The sequence below is a fragment of the Mycobacterium sp. IDUB_21 genome (assembly GCF_055419425.1).
In genome coordinates this window covers 351240-368234 of record NZ_JBVAXQ010000002.1, presented here as the reverse complement: position 1 = coordinate 368234, position 16995 = coordinate 351240, and the positions used below count along the sequence as shown (strand labels likewise).

Annotated in this window: 18 protein-coding genes; all 18 read right to left on the bottom strand. The window is 64.3% G+C overall.

What is annotated here, in order from left to right; translation table 11 throughout:
- Positions 1–65: 65 nt before the first annotated feature.
- Positions 66–881, bottom strand: coding sequence for an enoyl-CoA hydratase-related protein (locus ACZYY4_RS04595; RefSeq protein WP_463808268.1), 816 nt, complete (start codon positions 879–881; stop codon positions 66–68).
- Complete coding sequence (locus tag ACZYY4_RS04590) at positions 865–1695, bottom strand: SDR family NAD(P)-dependent oxidoreductase (RefSeq protein ID WP_463808267.1); 831 nt, start codon at positions 1693–1695, stop codon at positions 865–867. Before ACZYY4_RS04590 ends, ACZYY4_RS04595 begins: the two co-directional genes overlap by 17 nt.
- A 23-nt stretch (positions 1696–1718) precedes the next feature.
- Positions 1719–2129, bottom strand: a complete 411-nt coding sequence (locus ACZYY4_RS04585) for a MaoC/PaaZ C-terminal domain-containing protein (protein ID WP_463808266.1) — start codon at positions 2127–2129, stop codon at positions 1719–1721.
- Complete coding sequence (locus tag ACZYY4_RS04580; protein ID WP_463808265.1) at positions 2126–2584, bottom strand: MaoC family dehydratase N-terminal domain-containing protein; 459 nt, start codon at positions 2582–2584, stop codon at positions 2126–2128. The genes ACZYY4_RS04585 and ACZYY4_RS04580 overlap by 4 nt, the downstream gene beginning before the upstream one ends.
- A 2-nt stretch (positions 2585–2586) precedes the next feature.
- On the bottom strand, positions 2587–3771 hold the full coding sequence (locus ACZYY4_RS04575; RefSeq protein WP_463808264.1) for a lipid-transfer protein: 1185 nt from the start codon (positions 3769–3771) through the stop codon (positions 2587–2589).
- Between the two features lie 71 nt (positions 3772–3842).
- Positions 3843–4685, bottom strand: a complete 843-nt coding sequence (locus ACZYY4_RS04570) for an alpha/beta hydrolase-fold protein (protein ID WP_463808431.1) — start codon at positions 4683–4685, stop codon at positions 3843–3845.
- Positions 4686–5002: 317 nt separating this feature from the next.
- The gene (locus ACZYY4_RS04565; RefSeq protein WP_463808263.1) at positions 5003–5662 is read right to left on the bottom strand and encodes a CAP domain-containing protein; all 660 of its coding nucleotides are present in this window, start codon (positions 5660–5662) and stop codon (positions 5003–5005) included.
- Between the two features lie 20 nt (positions 5663–5682).
- Positions 5683–6096, bottom strand: a complete 414-nt coding sequence (locus tag ACZYY4_RS04560) for a DUF732 domain-containing protein (protein WP_463808429.1) — start codon at positions 6094–6096, stop codon at positions 5683–5685.
- A gap of 13 nt (positions 6097–6109) precedes the next feature.
- Complete coding sequence (locus ACZYY4_RS04555; RefSeq protein ID WP_463808261.1) at positions 6110–6760, bottom strand: hypothetical protein; 651 nt, start codon at positions 6758–6760, stop codon at positions 6110–6112.
- A 78-nt stretch (positions 6761–6838) separates the two neighbouring features.
- Entirely contained in the window at positions 6839–7441 is a 603-nt protein-coding gene (locus tag ACZYY4_RS04550; protein WP_463808260.1) for an Mce protein, read from the bottom strand.
- Positions 7405–8859: an MCE family protein gene (locus tag ACZYY4_RS04545; RefSeq protein ID WP_463808259.1), complete on the bottom strand. Its 1455-nt coding sequence runs from the start codon at positions 8857–8859 to the stop codon at positions 7405–7407. Before ACZYY4_RS04545 ends, ACZYY4_RS04550 begins: the two co-directional genes overlap by 37 nt.
- A 1-nt stretch (position 8860) precedes the next feature.
- Positions 8861–10015, bottom strand: coding sequence for a virulence factor Mce family protein (locus ACZYY4_RS04540; protein WP_463808258.1), 1155 nt, complete (start codon positions 10013–10015; stop codon positions 8861–8863).
- Positions 10012–11337, bottom strand: a complete 1326-nt coding sequence (locus ACZYY4_RS04535; protein WP_463808257.1) for an MCE family protein — start codon at positions 11335–11337, stop codon at positions 10012–10014. The genes ACZYY4_RS04540 and ACZYY4_RS04535 overlap by 4 nt, the downstream gene beginning before the upstream one ends.
- On the bottom strand, positions 11334–12686 hold the full coding sequence (locus ACZYY4_RS04530) for an MCE family protein (protein WP_463808256.1): 1353 nt from the start codon (positions 12684–12686) through the stop codon (positions 11334–11336). Before ACZYY4_RS04530 ends, ACZYY4_RS04535 begins: the two co-directional genes overlap by 4 nt.
- A complete protein-coding gene (locus tag ACZYY4_RS04525) occupies positions 12683–13711 on the bottom strand; it encodes an MCE family protein (protein WP_463808255.1) in 1029 nt (342 codons plus the stop codon). The genes ACZYY4_RS04530 and ACZYY4_RS04525 overlap by 4 nt, the downstream gene beginning before the upstream one ends.
- Before the next feature lie 54 nt (positions 13712–13765).
- Positions 13766–15133 carry an MCE family protein gene (locus tag ACZYY4_RS04520; RefSeq protein ID WP_463808254.1) on the bottom strand — a complete coding sequence of 456 codons (1368 nt, stop codon included), beginning with the start codon at positions 15131–15133 and terminating at the stop codon, positions 13766–13768.
- 2 nt (positions 15134–15135) lie between these two features.
- A complete protein-coding gene (locus ACZYY4_RS04515) occupies positions 15136–15987 on the bottom strand; it encodes an ABC transporter permease (protein ID WP_463808253.1) in 852 nt (283 codons plus the stop codon).
- Entirely contained in the window at positions 15984–16751 is a 768-nt protein-coding gene (locus ACZYY4_RS04510) for an MlaE family ABC transporter permease (protein WP_463808252.1), read from the bottom strand. Before ACZYY4_RS04510 ends, ACZYY4_RS04515 begins: the two co-directional genes overlap by 4 nt.
- Between the last annotated feature and the right edge of the window lie 244 nt (positions 16752–16995).

The following is a 16995-nucleotide window of genomic DNA, read 5'->3' as shown; positions in this document are numbered from 1 at the left end:
TCGCAATCTGTGCAGGCTGCGAGCAGCGGGTCGATACTTTGGTCGACGGCACAAATGCGTGCCATTCAGTCGCTGCCGCGTGGTGAGCCCGGCCCGCTCTCGCGGTGATGCTTGGCAGCAAAGCTTCGGATGTTCTCACTTGCCGCCGCGGAGCGTAAGGCGATCTCCTGTTCGCGGTTCTCGGCCACCAGCTGGTCGTGGAGGCTGGACAGGGCTGCCGTATCGATCAACTTTCGGGTGGCCACCACGAGATGCCTGCGCTCCGCGAGCTCTGCGGCGAGCGCGTAGGTGTGCCGCATCAGCTCTTCGTCGGGGACGCAATGCCAGATCAAACCCCACTGCTCGGCCCGCTCCGCGCTGATCCGGGAGCCGGTGAGCGACAAACCGAGCGCTCTCGCCCTACCCAGTACACGAGTCAGAATCCAGGTGGCGCCGGCGTCCGGAACGACGCCGAGCGATCTCACCTGAGGCACGACAAAGTACGCCGACTCCGCCGCGATGGTCATGTCGGCGAGCAGCGCCAGCCCCAGTCCGCCACCTGCACAGGGCCCGTTCACGGCGGCCACGACCGGTACCGCGGCGTTCGCGATCGCTTCGCACAACGGATTCAGGCTGGCCGCGATACCGGCTGGCACGGAGACCGACAGGTCGCCGCCGGCCGAGTGGAGGTCGACCAGGTCGTAACCGGCGCAGAAGCCGCGGCCGGCACCGGTGATCACCAGTGCCTCGACATCGTCGCGAGTGCTCAGACCGACCACTGCGGCACGGATCTGGTCCATGACGTTCCAGGTGAGAGCGTTCAGCCGATCCGGGCGTTGCAGTGTGATGGTGCCGATCCCGCCTCGTGCCGAGGCGGTAACCATCTCAGATGTTGAATCCACCGGCACAGACCACGGTCTGCCCGCTGATGTAGTCGGACTCCGGGGTACACAACAGGTACACCGCTCCAGCTGCATCATCGGGACTGCCACTGCGGCCCAATGGGATCGACCTTTCCATCTGGGCCAACAGGTCTGGGTTCACGCCGACCTTGATCTCCCGGCCCTCGATGTCGATGCTGCCGGCCTCGGCGCCCCCGGAGCTGGTGAGCCGGGTGTGGATCAGGCCGAACGCAACGGTGTTGACGGTGACGTTGTAGCGCCCCCACTCCTTGGCCAGGGTCTTGGTCAGGCCGGTCACGCCCGCCTTGGCCGCGGCATAGTTGGCCTGTCCGGGGTTGCCGCCCAGGCCTGCGACCGAGGAGATGTTGACCACCTTCCGACACGGGACCGGCTCGCCGGCTGCTGTGGCGGCTTTCGCCAGTCGTGAGATCACCGGCTGCGCGGCACGCAATATGCGGAAGGGCGCCTTCAGATGCACGTCCAAGATGGCGTCCCACTGCTCGTCGCTCATCTTCTGAACAACCGAATCCCAGGTGTAGCCGGCATTGTTCACGACGATGTCGAGCCCGCCGAAGTTGTCCACCGCGGCGCCGACGAACCGCTCGGCGAAACCTTCCTCGGTGATGTTGCCCGCCACCGGCACGGCCCTGCCGCCGGTGCTCACGATGGCCTGTGCCGTTTCGGCAGCCGGGCCCTCGTCCAGGTCGTTGACGACGACCGCCGCGCCCTCGGCGGCCAGTTTCAGGGCGATGTGGCTCCCGATGCCACGACCGGCCCCGGTCACGATCGCCACTTTGCCGTCCAGATTTCCCATGATGTCCTCTCGTATTGGTCTGATCAGAGCGCCACGACGGCGTCGCCGGCCAAGGTGACGGTGCCGTCGGCCAGGGTGACCGACAGTTCTAGCGTTGCCCGCTCCTCGCCATCGACTGCCTCGAGGGAGACAATCCGTCCCCTCGCCGTCGGCTCGGCGTGCACCGGCGTTATCGCGGCGAACCGCACGCCATATGACCGAATGGCCTCGGGGTGAACCCAATTGGTCAGCAGTCGACCCAGGTAGGCCATCGACAGCATGCCGTGAGCGAAGACATCTGACAGGCCGGCAGACTTCGCCACGTCGATGTCGATATGGATCGGATTGTGGTCTCCGGATGCGCCGGCGAACAGGGCCAGCGTGGTCCGGCTGACCACGCCGGGCCGAAGCGCCGGTAGTTCGGCTCCCACCGTCGCCGGAATATCACTCGTCATTTCGCCACCTCCGGGTCCCGGACGACGAGAACGGATCGCAGTTCGGCGACGAGTTCATCGTCGCCTCGGACCACGGTGGTCTCCTTGACCACGAAGCACAGTGCACCGCCCTTCTTGGTGTAGACGTCGACGATCTTGGGCCGGGCGACCAACTCGTCTCCGGCGTACGACTGACGGTGGTAGGTGAAGCGTTGTTCGCCATGCAGTACATGCCGCAGGTCGATACCGAGTCCACTCACCCAGTCGAAAGGATCGGGGCGTTCCAGTTCGATGGCGAACAGGAACGTGGGAGGAACCGGAAGCGCTCGGTACCCCGCTGTTTCAGCGGCTTGCTCGTCGGTGAAGACCGGATCGGTTTCGCCGATGGCCTTGGCAAAGGACTTCAGCCGACCGGCGTCGATGACCAGCCGGGTGGGCGGCAGTTCGGTGCCGACCGCGGATGTGTCGACGGCCATGATCAGCCCACCTTCTCGTAGAGAGTGACGACGGCAGCACCGCCGAGCCCGATATTGTGTTGTAGGGCAAGGCCGACTCCGTCGACCTGTCGTGCACCCGCGGTTCCGCGTAGCTGCCAGACCAGTTCGGCGCACTGCGCGAGGCCGGTGGCGCCCAGCGGGTGGCCCTTGGACAACAGTCCCCCGGACGGGTTGGTGACGACCCGGCCCCCGTAGGTGTTGTCCCCGTCGGCGATGAACTTCTCGGCGGTGCCCTCGGGGGTCAGTCCGAGCGCCTCATAGGTGAGTAGTTCGTTGGTGGTGAAGCAGTCGTGCAACTCCACGACCGCGATGTCCTCGGGACCGACGCCGGCGGCCTCGTACACCTGACGGGCTGCCTCCTTGGACATGTCGTAGCCGACGATCGTCATCATCGAGTTGTCGTCGAAAGTGGTTGCCGGGTCGGTGGTCATCGCCTGCGCCCGGACGGCGACACCGGGGTTCAGCCCGTGTTTGCGGGCGTAGCTTTCGCTGACCAGAACCGCCGCAGCTGCACCGCACGTCGGTGGGCAGCACTGCAACCGCGTCAACGGCTCATAGATCACCGGCGCGGCAAGCACTTCGTCGGCCGTGACCGGGTCGCGGAACACGGCGTAGGGGTTGTTCGCGGCATGAGCACGCGCCTTGACCGCGATCTGGGCGAATACGACCGGATCCATCCCGTATCGGTCGCAGTACTCACGACCGGCGCCGCCGAAATACTGTGCGGCGAAGGGTGCGTCGCTGTCGCCCTGGATCGTGTGGACCACCGCACCGAAGCTGTCGAAAGGCGTCGGCCGGTCGGTGTATGACATCGCCAGGGCCCCGCGCTGCATCTGTTCGAAGCCAAGCGCCAGAACCACATCCGCGACACCGTATTCGATCGCCTGACGGGCCAGGAACAGCGCCGAGGACCCGGTAGCGCAATTGTTGTTGACGTTGACCACTGGAATCCCGGTCGTCCCGACCCGGTACAGCGCGGCTTGGCCGGAAGTCGAGTCCCCGTACACGTAACCGACATAGGTCTGCTGCACCGCCTCATACGACAGGCCCGCATCTGTCAGCGCCGCCCGGACCGCCCGCTCCCCCATCACGTCGTAGGTATCACTGTTGCGTGGGGTGCTGAACGGGATCATCCCGACGCCGGCCACCAATGCCGAAGGTCTCATGTTGGGTTTCCTTATCTGTGATGCGGACCGAGCTGTGGCTCGCGTCTCTTCTGATCGGGCGTCTCGTGCGCCTATTTGATGCTGGCGGCGAGGTCGCCTGACATGGCCCTCAGCTGCTGGCCCCAGGTCGGCCAATCGTGGTTGCCGCCCGCCGGGAAGTCGAAATGTCCGTTGCCACCGCCGACGGCGCGGTAGTGGCGATAGAAGGCCAGGTTGCTGCCGTGCGCCTGATCGCAGTAGCCGATCATCGCGGCAGGGTCGCTGCATACCGGGTTCGAAGGGCTGTGCACCCACAGCCGGGTCTTGTTGGCCGCCAGCGTCGCCACGTGGACGTCGGGATCATGCCACTTCCAGCGCCCGAATTGTGCCGGTCCCCACATATTCTGGGTGTCCACGCCGCCGTATCGCGACAACCCCTCACCGAGCGCGCCGACGAGGCTGGTTTTGGACGGCGTCAATAGACCCGAGAACGAACCCGCGTAGCGGTAGCGGTCCGGGTGGAAGGTGGCGAGGGTCAGAGCACCCGTCCCGCCTTGCGCGGCCCCGACGATCCCATGCCCGCCCGGCGCCAGCCCCTTGTTGGCGGCCAGCCAGTCCGGTAGCTCATGGGAGAGGAAACTTTCCCACTGCCTACTACCGTCTTGCTCCCAGTCCGCATACAGGCTCCAGGCTCCACCGGCCGGCGCCGCAACCGCAATGCCTTTGCCGGCAAGCGTGTTCATGGCGTCGCCGAGCGAGACCCAGTTGCTCGTCTCAGGCGCTGCGTTGAATGCGTCGAGGAGGACCGCTGCGTGAGGCCCGCCGGGCAGGAAGGCGACCGGGATGTCGCGACCCATCGCCGCCGAGGGGACCATCAGATATTCGACTGACGCAGCGCGTGCCGGCGTCGCGTTCCACAGGCACAGACTGATCATCACCACGAAGACGACGCGCAGAAGGCGCCTGGCACTAGCTGTCGGCGGTCGCTCTGCCCCGGTCGGGCCGGTGCGGGAGATGTTCTGGTAGGTCATGACTTTCCCTGCCTGAGGGACACCGCTTGTCGATGCCGCATTCTGCCAAGATCGAGGCTACCCAGTTTTTAATCAAGATTCAATACCTGCGTCGAGGTTGTTCGAAAGATGCCGGACGTAGAGCGTCGAGACGCGTGGGTTGAGCGGGGATCGTTGGTGCACAAACCTATTCGCACCGCGCCGACCCCCGGCCTCGCTACGGCGTGTTTTGGGAGTGGGCCCTAGTTCGCGGGATAGGCGGGCGGGGGGAAGATTCCGCGGAGGATCTTCGCCCACCAGTTGTTGGCGAACTCGATCTCGTCACTGGCGTCGTAGTCCGGGCTGGGTCCGATCGGTACCGGATGAGTTCCCCGCTGAGTCATGTCGATCGGATCCTGCGGTTGCCCATAGACAGCCACCACGACGGTGCGATCCGGGCTGTTGGCCGACCAGACACCGATCTGCGTGTTGGCACAGTTCGACATGATGTCGTGATAGGCGGGGTTGTAGTACCACTGGTTGATCAGCTCGATACCGCTGATTGCCAGCGCCGAATGGATTGCCACGGTCTGGGCTACCTGGCCCCGGAAGCCGGCCGCGGTGGCGCGCCCTTGCGGGTTTGACCCGTCCGAACCGATATCCCCGGTCAGTTCACGATGGCTCAGCAGGTCGTCGGTGTGCCATTGGGCCGCGCGTTGCAACTGTGGGTCGATTCTGATGTCGTTGGCGCAGCCCGCCTGGTGCTGCATGGTGTACACATTGGCCACTACCCCGTCGTTGAGCCGCTTGTTGTTCGGGATGAGGGTGTTGTTGTCGTTGTCCGCGTGTACGACCGGTACGCCCGACAACACCGCTGCGACCACAGCCCCCAGGGCCGTCCGGGTAAACAGCTGATAGTGCATGCCGCTCCTTGCTTCTCGTGCTACGGGGATGTCCCGGCTGGTGGGCGGTAGTGCGCCGCTGAGTTTTGTAACTGCCAGATCAGCTCGGGGCAGAGTTCGTTGACGGCCTGCGAAATCAGGTAGGAGGCGTGGTAGTCATCAGAGGTGTTGAAGTCGCCTTGCACCTCGGTGATGAGCCGCGCGTAACCGACCTTCTGAGAAACCTTTCCGCAGATGCCGTACCCATAGTTCAGGGCCGCCTCGGCATCGGCGAAGTCGTACCCAGGCCGCATCGTCACACCTATCAGGTATGCCACCTTCTTGTCCTGTTCCACATCGGCATGAGCGCGCTGCGTCACCGCCGAGAGTGTGCTGCCGATCAACACCGCACCGGTCAAAGCGAGTGCTGCAAAAAGCTTCCCGGGCGAGAAAGGGACTGTCAGCCGGCTGGTCATCGTCATGGCCGGGTCAGATCGGATCGAAGCCGGAGATGAGCCAGCTGCCGTCGACCTTTTCCAGCGTCACCCGGATGGTGGACGCGGTGTCGGTCGGCGCATCGCTGCCGACGACAGCGGATTGATTGACGAACACCAGGACTACCGCACGGCCTGGCGTGGCCGATACCGACGCCGCCGCGGGCACGTGGGCAATCGTCGAGATCCGCTTCTGCTTGGCCCCTGGAATGACGACATCACGCGTCAGGTCCGCGTAGGAGTCACGGAAGTCGCCGATTAGCCGGCCTTGTGCCGCCGCCAACTCAGCTTCTACGGTTTCGGGTTGATAGGACAGCATCGCAACGACGGATTCCTTTGCCGCCTCAACGGATTCGACGCGTGCGATCTGGGAGGCGCGCGCAGATGAATCCCAGTACTTGAGCAGACCCGCGCCCATGGCCAAGGCCATCACCAGCAGCGGCAGCACCCCGTAGACAAGCACTGATTGCCGGCGTGCGCGCCCCTCGGAGACCGTAGGCCCATCGGCGCCGCCGCCGGCATCCGTGGTGTCTGCGACCGGTGGGTCAATGACCGGCCCGCCGGCGTAATCGTCATCTGCGGTGGGTTCCGCCTCGACGGATTCCTCGCCGCTGCCGGCGAGGGTGAGGTTGGTCAGGATCGCCACGGGTGATCACTCCCTTGCACTGTTGTCGATTCTCGTCTGCGGGACACCGGTTGCCGCTGCAGTTGCCTCGTTGTTCGATCAGGGGACGAATGCGACATTGGAGACCTTTGCCTGGTCGTCGACTTGGGTTATCGAGATCCGCATTCGCCAAGCACGCGGGAGTTGTTCTGCCGCGCCCGCATTGGTGGTCTTGACACTTACGGCAACGAGCACTTGGGCATCGTGGTCGGTTTCGGACTCGATACCTGCCTCGGTGACGGTTCCGACCGACTTCGCCTGCGCTGTCTTGACTATCTCGATGAAGGGCTGCGACCGGTTGCTGAAGTCGTCATAGAAGGCGCCCGTGGCCGAATCCAGCACGCGTTGGACGTCGGCCTCGGCCTGCTCGTGGTCGATGGTCGTGAGGTTCACCGCACCCTGTTCAGCTGCCCGGAGGAACAGGGCGGTCTGCGCCTCGGCCCGATGCGACTCGTAAGTCCGCAGTCCGAGCCAGCCCCCCAGTCCCGCGAAGGCCAGCACTGCCGCCGACGCGAACACCATCGCGTCCCGCATGCGTGATGGCCTACCCGACTCGGCGTGCCGGCCATCCGTGGTCGGGGCGCTGTCATCACCGCCCGGATCGTCCGGCGTAGGAGCCGGCTCACTCAATTGGCGTTCGGGGGCATCATTATCGACTGCCATGTCTGCTCCTTGTTCGCGGTGCGGGATAGATCGGTCTGGGTGTAAACCTGCCCGTCTGGGCCGATGTAGCTTCCCGTGGCGGGGTTGTATTCAGCAGCCGCGATCGTTGGCGGCGGCGCAGGTGAGGGTCCGGAATCGCCGAGGACACCCGGCGGCAACTGTGGGATGTCTTGACCGGTGATGGTGGCGTTCGGGTCGCCCTTCCAGTTCCAGCCGTCGTTGAGCGGCACGTATTCTTCGTCGCTCTCACACATTTTCACCGTCGGCGCTCGTTTTCCGGGCCGCGTCGCACAGGGCAGGTTCCGTGCGCCACGGACGTTGAACATGGCATCCTGCGGGATCCGGCAGTACAGTTCACCTTCCGGGCGATCCGGGAAGTCCTCCAGGCTGGCCGCCCGCGACTGCCTGACCGGCAGGTAACCGGTCAGACATGGTGGCGGCAGGTTGACGTTCAAGTTGAAGCTCAGGTACGCGCCCCGGTAACCCTGCTTGGTGTTGCGGTTGGCGAGGCCGGCGCCTTGAAGGATCTCTGTCAGTGGCGGCACCAGCACCAGGAGTTGCTCGAGATTCGGCCGGTAGGTCACCGCGACGTCGCCGATGCTGACCAGGTTCGCCAACACGATCGGCAACGTCGGTTGCAGCCTGTCGAAGAGTTGCCGTGCCTGGTCGACGCCAGAAGCGCCGTTCTTGATCAGGTCGGTGACGGCTGCGTCCTGGTTGCGCAGCTGATCGGTGACGCCGGCCAGGTTCGCGGCCCACCGCGCGATGGCGTCGGCGGTGTCGATCTGGGTATTGAGCAGCGGTGTGGAGTCATCGATCAAGGTGGTCAGCGAGTCGAGATTCTGTCCTGCGTCGATGGCCAGTCGGGTCGATCCCTTGACGAATCGAGAAAGTTCCGCGCCGAGGCCTCCGACGGCGATGTTCGCTTCACCGACGGCGGTGCGCAGATCGTCACGAGGGATGGCTTGCAACCCCCGGTTCGTCGCGTCCAACAGCTCGTTGATGTCCGGTGGAAGCGCCGTGCGCTCGACCGGGATGACGTCGCCGTGCTTCAGCAACGGGCCGGCGCTGCCGCGGGGCACCAGCGCCACGAACTGTTCCCCGATGGCACTTTGGCTGTGAACCTGTGCGTCGAGGTCGGCGGGGATCTCGACACCGGATTTCAGCGACAGCACCGCGGCAACGCCGGTGTCGGTCATCGCGACATCCTCGACTCGGCCGACTTCGACACCGCGGTAGGTGACGTTGCCGTTCTTGTACAACCCCCCGGTCTCGGGCAGCTGCACGGTCACTTCGTAGCGCCCCACCCCGAACAGCAGGTTCGGCAATTCCATGTACCGGAAGGCCATGATCGACCCGGCGACCAGGCTGACCACGATGAAGGCGGCCAACTGGATCAAGATCCGTTTGCTCAACATGTCAGCGTCCCTGATCGAAGTGGTAGGGAATCACCAGCGGGTTGCCCGGATTGAAGGGCCCACCGGCAGTGCAGGGGCTGGGGAACTGGCCGATGGTGCGGCCCCACTGCATTTCCAGTTCGGTCAGATCGCACTCCCATTTCGTCCCGGTGAAGAACGACGCGTCCAACCGGCTCAGCGTGAGGTCGATGACCGCGGTGAGGTTGGCGGCGTCGCCGCGGAACCAGTTGGGGATGGTTTCCGTCGCGAACGGATACGTCGGGTACAAGCCGAGCGAGCGGGTCAGGGCCGGACCGGCGTTGGCCAGCGATTCCAGCACCGGCCCGATGTCTTTGAGTTCTTGGACCAACGCCCTCTTGCTCTGGTTGATCGAGTCGGTGGCCAGGGCACCGAACTTGCCGAGCTGGTCGGCGGCATCGGCCAACTGTTGACGTTCATCTCTGAGCACCGACAGCGCCTTGGGCAGCGTCTCCAGTGCCTCGTCGACCACCGGCTTCTGCTCGGCGAACTTGCCGGCGAGATTGTTCAGGCTGTCCGTTGCCGCGATGATGTCATCGCTTTGGTCGTTTGCGTTGGCGATGAATACGTCCAGCTGGCTGATCAGGCTCCGCAGATCTTTCTCCCGCCCGGCGAAGGCGGTGCTGAACGCCCTGGTGATCTCCTGGATTCGTCCGATCCCACCGCCGTTGAGCAACATGGAGACCGCAGCAAGTGTTTGATCGGTCGTCGGATAACTCGCTGCGGCGGACAGCGGGATCAGCGAACCGTCACGCAGTTTTCCCTGCGGCGCTGCATCGGTAGGGGCTGCCAGTTCAATATGCAGCGACCCCAGCAGGCTGGTCTGGCCCAGCGCGACAGTGGCGTTGGCCGGCAAGTCGACGTCACGGTTGAGCTTGATCGTCAACAGCGCGTGCCAGCCCTGCCGCTCGATCCTGGTCACGGTGCCGACGGTGACGTCACCGACTCGCACCCGCGAGTTCGGTTCAAGCCTGTTGGCGTCGGGCACTTGCGCGAGAAGCGTATAGGCGCCGGGTCCCCGTCCTTCGGTCCCCGGCATCGGCAGCGAGTTCAGCCCCCGCCAACCGCAGCCCGACAGTGCGGCGGCCGCGACGAGCACCGCAACCGCGGTGGCCATCCTCGGGTACCACCGGCTCATGATCCCGCTCCACCCGGCATCATCAACCCGGGTAGACCGGCCTGCGGATCCGTGGGCTGGGCGAGAGCCTGGCCTGACATCCCGGGCGGCAACGCAGCGGGATCCTGAGCTGGGGCGTCGGCGTGCAGCGGTGTATTTTCTTGCTCCGGAACATGATCCGGTCGCAGCCAGTCCTCGCTGTAGGTGACCTCGTTGGGCCGCGCACTGGCCCCGACAAACAGGTTCTCACCCAACGGGAAGAAGTTGTATTGACGGTTCTTGACGATCGGTGCCAGGTACTGCACACACAGCTTGGCCGACTGCTCCGCGTTCCGGCGTGACGCGGCCTGGATGGCCCCGCAGACGAAGGACAGCGGATCGCTGAGGTTGTTGGTCGACAGCGCGCCGGTCAGTGTGCCTTGGGCGGGCTGGTAGATATTGACGAAATTCTGTGCCGCAGTCGGTATCACATGCAAGGTCTGTTTGAGATCATCGAGGCTGTCCACCAGTGTCTGCGATACCGACGCCAGCTTGTCCGACGTGGTACCCAGCGTCTCGCGGTTCTCAGCGACAAAGGCCTTCACCTCCTTCACCGCACCGTTGAGATCGGCGACCGCATTGGCCACCTCATGTGGGCTATTGGCCAACGCCCCGGTGGCGGAAGCCAGATTCTGGTTCAGCTTGCGCAATACCGTGTCGCTGTCCCGTAGGGCCGAAACCAAGATGGACAGGTTTTTCACCGTGCTGAAAATGTCACCGCTGTGATCACCCAGGGCGGAGATCGCCTGGGAGACCCCGATAATCGTGTCCCGGATGTTCGCACCCTCGCCCCGGAGGTTGTCGGCGGCGGTGCTGATGAACTGTCCCAACGTGCTCACACCACCTGCGGTGGTGGGCGCCAGCATCTCGGTGAGGTTCTGCAACTGGTCGCGAAAGTCATCCCACTCGACGGGAACGGCGGTGCGATCGCGTGGAATCACCGCGTTGTCGGCCAGCACCGGGCCACCCGAATAGACCGGGGTCAGCTGAATCGCACGTGCGGTGACCAGCGACGGAGACAAGACCACCGCCTTGGCCTCGGCCGGCACCCGATAGTGGTCGTCAAACCAGAAGCGGACCTGCACGCGGTCGGGTTGCGCCTCGATGGAGTCGATCTGGCCGACCCGTACACCCAGGATGCGGACCTCGTCGCCGACGAAGATTCCGTTGCTGTTCTCGAAATAGGCGGTCGCATGTGTCCGCCCGATTCCCCTGCTCAACGGGCCCAACACGTACACCCCGGCCGCCGCCGCGGCCACCAGCACCGTGGCCAATCCCAGCCGGAGCTTTCGGGAGTTGATCATCGGCTCGTCCTCTCCGCGGATGAAGGCAGTTCGGGTGCGGAAACCTCATCCGGCGCGGGGACGAATACCGGGCGCGGCGTGGGTTCGGCCGTGGACTGGCTGCCGGGCGGCGAGGGTGCCGGCGGGCCGGGCGGTGGTCCCCCGGGCGGCGGCGCCGGGGGCGGCTCCCGGTAGGGGTAACAGCCCGTGCCGGGCAGAGCGCACGGTTGATCGCCGGGGTTTCCGGTGATCGCGTCCGGCAGATACACCCGGGGGTCCCCGCCTTGGCCGGTGCGCGGATAGGGCACCGGCAACGGTGGCGTACCCGGCTGGCCGACCTGCGGGTCGGAAAGCTCGGAGGGCAACAGCACGTTCGGATCCAGGCCCAGGTCGGAGAACGCCGAGTCGATGTAGGGCTGGATGAACTGTCCCGGAACCAGATTGGCGACGTAGGCCTTGAAGAAGGGACCTGACGACAACGACTCGCCCAGGCCGATCGCATACCAGCTGAACCTCTTCAGGTACTCCTGGACCTCCGCCTTTCGATTCTCGACGGTGGTGAGCACCCCGTTCAGCTTGTCCAGCGCCGGCTTCAGTGTCTGGGTGTTGTCGGACACAAACCCGCTGAGCTGCTTACTGACACGCGAGATGTTTCCGGAGATCTGGTCCAAAGCAACGCTTTCACTGTTGAGCTGGCTCAGCAGTTCGTTGGTGTCGTTGACCAGGCGCACGATCTGATCGCTGCGGTCGGCAAGTACCCCGCTCACCTTGCGGGCATTGGACAGCAGATGGCGCAGCTGGGTGTCCCGCTTGTTGAGAACGTTGGACAGGCGCGCCACCCCGGCGGTGGCGATCTTGAGGTCCGGTGGAGTGTCCTGGAACGTCTGTGCCAGCATCTGCAGCGAATCAGACAGCTGCTCGGTGTCGAGCCCGCTGATGGCCGCGGTCAGGTCCCCGAGCGCATCGGGCAGCTGATAGGCCGGTGTGGTGCGCTCCAGCGGGATGACCTCCGACAGCCGCCCGTCGCCGCGTGGCGTAACACCCAGCATCTTGGTTCCCAGCAGGCTTTTCGTCTTGACCGCCGCCTCGGTCCGATCACCGAGACGGATGTTGTCGGCGACCTTGAACTTGACCAGCACCCGATCGCCATCAAGGGTCACGCTGTTGACGCTGCCGACCCTCATCCCCGCAACCTGCACCTCCGCGCCGGGAGTCAAGCCACCGGCCTCGGCGAAATACGCCGAGTGGTACTTGCCGGAGGAGATCACCGGAAGCTCGTCGTAGTACCAGGCACCGAGGGTGACAGCAGCAGTCACCGCTGATCCGATGATGCCGACCGTGACGAGATTGCGCTCTCGGAAGCCCCTCACTTCGGCGTACACCTTCCCGACGTCTGTTCGGCGACCTTGACGTACATCGGTTGTCCGCCTTTACCGTTCAACTTGAGTGCGACTTCGCAGAAATAGAAGGTGAAGTAGTCGCCGTAGAGGGCCTGGCGGTTCAGGATGCGCAGTGCGACGGGCAGGTTCTCGAGCACATGGTCGACGTACTCCTGGTCGGCCAGGATGACCGATGCGGTGCGATCGGTCTCCCGGACCGTCTTCACCAGTGGCGGCCGCGCTTGCTGAAGAAGATCGGCGATCGTCGCCGTCGATGCATTGACGTGCGCGACGCCGTTGCTGATGTCGAGTTTGCGGTCCGCGAGGCCTTTCATCAGCCCCGACAGCGACTCGACCGCCGTCGCGAATCGGTCGCTTCGGTCCCCCAACGATCCCAGGACGGTGCTCAGATTGGTGACGACCTGGCCGATCAGCAGATCCCGGTCCGCAAGTGTGTTCGTCAGCGCCGCCGTCTGGCTCAGAAACGACCCGATGGTGACACCCTGTCCCTGGAAGGCCGCGATCAGTTGGCCGGCCAATGCGTTGACTTGATCGGGGTCCAAGGCCCGAAAGAGTGGGCGGAAACCTCCGATCAGCACGTCCAGGTCCAGCGCCGGCTCGGTCCGGTCAACGGGGATGGTCTTGCCCGGCGCCAATTTCGCTGTCCCGCCGGCCCCTTCCTCGATCGACAGATAGCGGCCACCGATCACGTCGCCCCAACGGATCGCCACCCTGCTCGACTCGGTCAGCACCACCGAGTCGTCCGCGGTGAATGACACCTCGACGTTGCCGTTCTCCTTGAGCGCAAGGTGTTTCACCTTGCCCACCTCCACACCGGCGATCCGCACGAAGTTTCCGTTGGCCAAGCCGGTGACGTCGACGAATTCCGCCAGGTAGTTCCGGGCTGAGTCGAACCGGAACTGCCCGAATACTGTCAGCAGAGCGAACATGCCCAGCATGGTGACGATCACGAAGACGCCGAGGCGCCAAACCGTCTGCCTCAAGTTAACTTTCACGCTGATCGAGCCCTTCCCGGCTGCCTCGTTGATCCATCACGGCGGTCTCGCGGCTCAGGGTTCCGGCGGCGGTGTGACCGGCTGTGGCGCCGGAGGCACGCCGGGGTACAACGGCACCCCATCGGGCCCGTACTGTGGCGCGCCATACGGTGGCGTGGCGAACCCGAGTTCGGGCTGCGGCCCCACCGCCGGCCCGGGCAGGCACTCTCGGACGGCCGGGGGTAGTGGCACCGCGCGGGTGACCCGGAACCAGTCGGCATAGCAGTGCTGCCCGATGCCCGGGTTGGGCCGGAGGTCAAGGCCGGTTCCCCAGCCGGTGTTGGTAACCAGATGGCGGACCGGGAAGTTCTTGGAGACATCAGGCAGCGAGCCACAACCCGGTTTGCCGCCCGGGCCACCCTTGGCGGCGGTAATCGGCAGATTGTCGGGATACTGGTAGATCTCGTCGCCGAGCAGCAGTGCCACATCCACGATCAGAGACGAACCGTTGGCCCCGCCCATGTAGTCGGCCAATCCGTAATCATCGAGGGTTGTCTTGGCTCCGACCAGCGTGCAGGTGAGTTGCGGGTTGTATTTCATCAACAGGCCGGTGGTCGATTCGAGAGCGTTGACCGACCGGACCAGATTGTCCTTGTTCGGACCGATCAGATCGATGCCGCTGTGCGCGAACCCGGCCAGGTTGAGCAGCAAGTTGTCGAGTTCCGGCGCGTTGTCGGCGATGGTGGCGCCGGTCGTGCTGGCCGCCGACATGGTGTTCAGAATGTCTTGTGCCGCAGCATCGTAAGTGTCGCCGAAGCCTTTCAGCGCTCGCCAGTCCGCGCGGATCGTCTGACTGCGGGCGTTGACTGCCAGCAACACCTGGTTCGCGGCGGTGGTGGCTTCGCCGATTCGTTCGCCCTGGCCAGCTACTCCTTCGGCGACGGCGGCGAGCACCGCATTCAGTTCAACCGGGTCGACCTGCTTGATCACGCCGACCAGATTCTGGAACACGGTGTTGACCTCGGTCGTGACGTTATCCGACTTCAATACCGATCCAGCTGTCAGCGACGCGGGGCTGGGACGGTCCGGATAGACCAGTTCAACGAATTTCGCGCCGAAAGCGGTGGTGGCGGAGATCCGAACGCCGACGTTGGTCGGGATGTGACGGACGTGCCGAGGGTCGATTTCGAGCTTCAGGCTCACCGGCTGGCTGCCTCCGACAATCCGGCCGACGCGGCCGACCTGAACACCGCGCATCTTCACCTGAGCGCCGGTCTCCATGACGAGTCCTGTGCGATCGGAGATCATGGTCACCGGAATACTGGTTTGGAATGACCGGCTGAAGCACTGGCCCACCAACCACGCCGCAAGCACCACGGCGACGATGAAGATCAATGTCCACCACCGTGGGTGAACCGTCGACTCTCCTCTCCTGGCTTTCACTTCTAACCCGCCAGGTGGAAGTTGCCGGATTGACCGTAGACAGCCAATGTGATCGCCACGGTAACCAGCACAGCTGCCAGCACCGAAGCGCGAGTGGCCCTGCCCACCGCCTCCCCCACGCCGGCCGGGCCGCCAGACGCGGTAAACCCGTAATAGGTATGAATGATCATTATCGTGATGCTCGCCACGGCGACCTGAACAAACGACCAGATCAGGTCCGTTCGATTCAGGAACGTATGAAAGTAATGGTCATAGACGCCGGATGACTGGCCGTAGATCACCGTTGTGCCGAAACGTGCGGAAAAGAAGGTCATGAGCACGGCTACGCAGTAGAACGGGATAACCACGATGAGGCCGGCCAGCACCCGGGTGGAGGCCAGATACGCGATGGTTCGCACCCCGATGACCTCGAGCGCGTCGATCTCTTCGTTGATTCGCATGGCCCCGAGCTGCGCGGTCGCACCGGCACCTATCGTCGCGGCCAATGCGAATTCAGCGGTCAGCGGAGCGAGAATCCGTACGTTGAAGTACGCCGATGCGAACCCGGTCAGGGCCTCCACCCCGATTTGTCCGAGCTGGCTGAAGCCCTGCGCCGCGATGAGCGCCCCCGTCGACAGCGTCAGGATCCCGACGACCGCGACGGTGCCACCGATCATCGCCAGGGCGCCCACGCCCAAACTCATCTGTGCGACCAGCCGCACCAACTCGACGCGGTAGTACAGAAAGACTTCTCGAACAGACGTCAGCGTCTTTACGTGGAATTGAATTTGCGTGCCGAGGCGGTCCCAGCCGGACACACATCGACCGAGGGTTCGGCCGAAGCCGGTCGACAGGCGGCTTGCGGGGTGGCTCATATCGTCACCCTGAATCCGATGGCGGTCACCACGGTATTGATGACGAACAGCGCCATGAACGAGAACACCACCGTCTCGTTCACGGCATTCCCCACCCCGGCGGGGCCGCCTCCGACCGAAATGCCCTTGTAACACGCGATCAGGCCGGCGGTGAGGCCGAACAGCGTGGCCTTGACCAGGCAGACAACAACGTCACTGAGCCCCGTGATCAAAGTGAGACCCGCTACGAAGGCACCGGGTGTGACGTGCTGAAAGTACACCGAGAACACGAAGCCGCCGGCCAGTCCCACCAGTACGACGAGCGGGGATAACAACAGTGCGACCACGGTGGCCGCCAACACCCGCGGAACCACCAGCGCCTGAATCGGATCTATACCCATAACCCGTAGCGCATCGAGTTCCTCCCGAATTGTGCGCGCCCCCAGGTCGGCGCACATTGCGGTAGCACCCGCGCCGGCCACAACCAATACGGTGACGACCGGACCGATCTGGAGAACAGCGCTTAGAGCAGCACCGGTACCCGAGAAGTCCGCCGCTCCGATTTCACTCAACAAGATGTTGAACATGAAGACGGCCAACACGGTGAACGGGACCGATAACACCATTGTGGGAACCAGCGAGACCCGTGCAACGAACCATGCTTGTAACAAGAACTCTCGCCATGCAAAGGGCGGTCTGAACACCTGGATCGCTGTGTCGAGGGCCATCGCGAAGAACCCGCCGAGCGCACGCATCGGCCGGCCTACGGCTACAGAGCTAAGCATCGCAGCCCCCGGGCTCAGCCCAGGAGTCTTGAGCCGAGGGGATTTTCACGCTGCCAAAGAGTCCGGTGTCTACGGCCGGAGCCGTACTCACCCACCTCGCAGCTGCGTGTGTCGCAGGATTCGGAGAGTACAAGCCAGTCCCCCCAGCCGTCGGGCAGTCAGGTAACTGCCGCAGTGTGTGACGTGGTTCATGTGTTGAATCGAGATTAAACAGCATTCCATCTCGGCGCGCAAGACTTCGGCA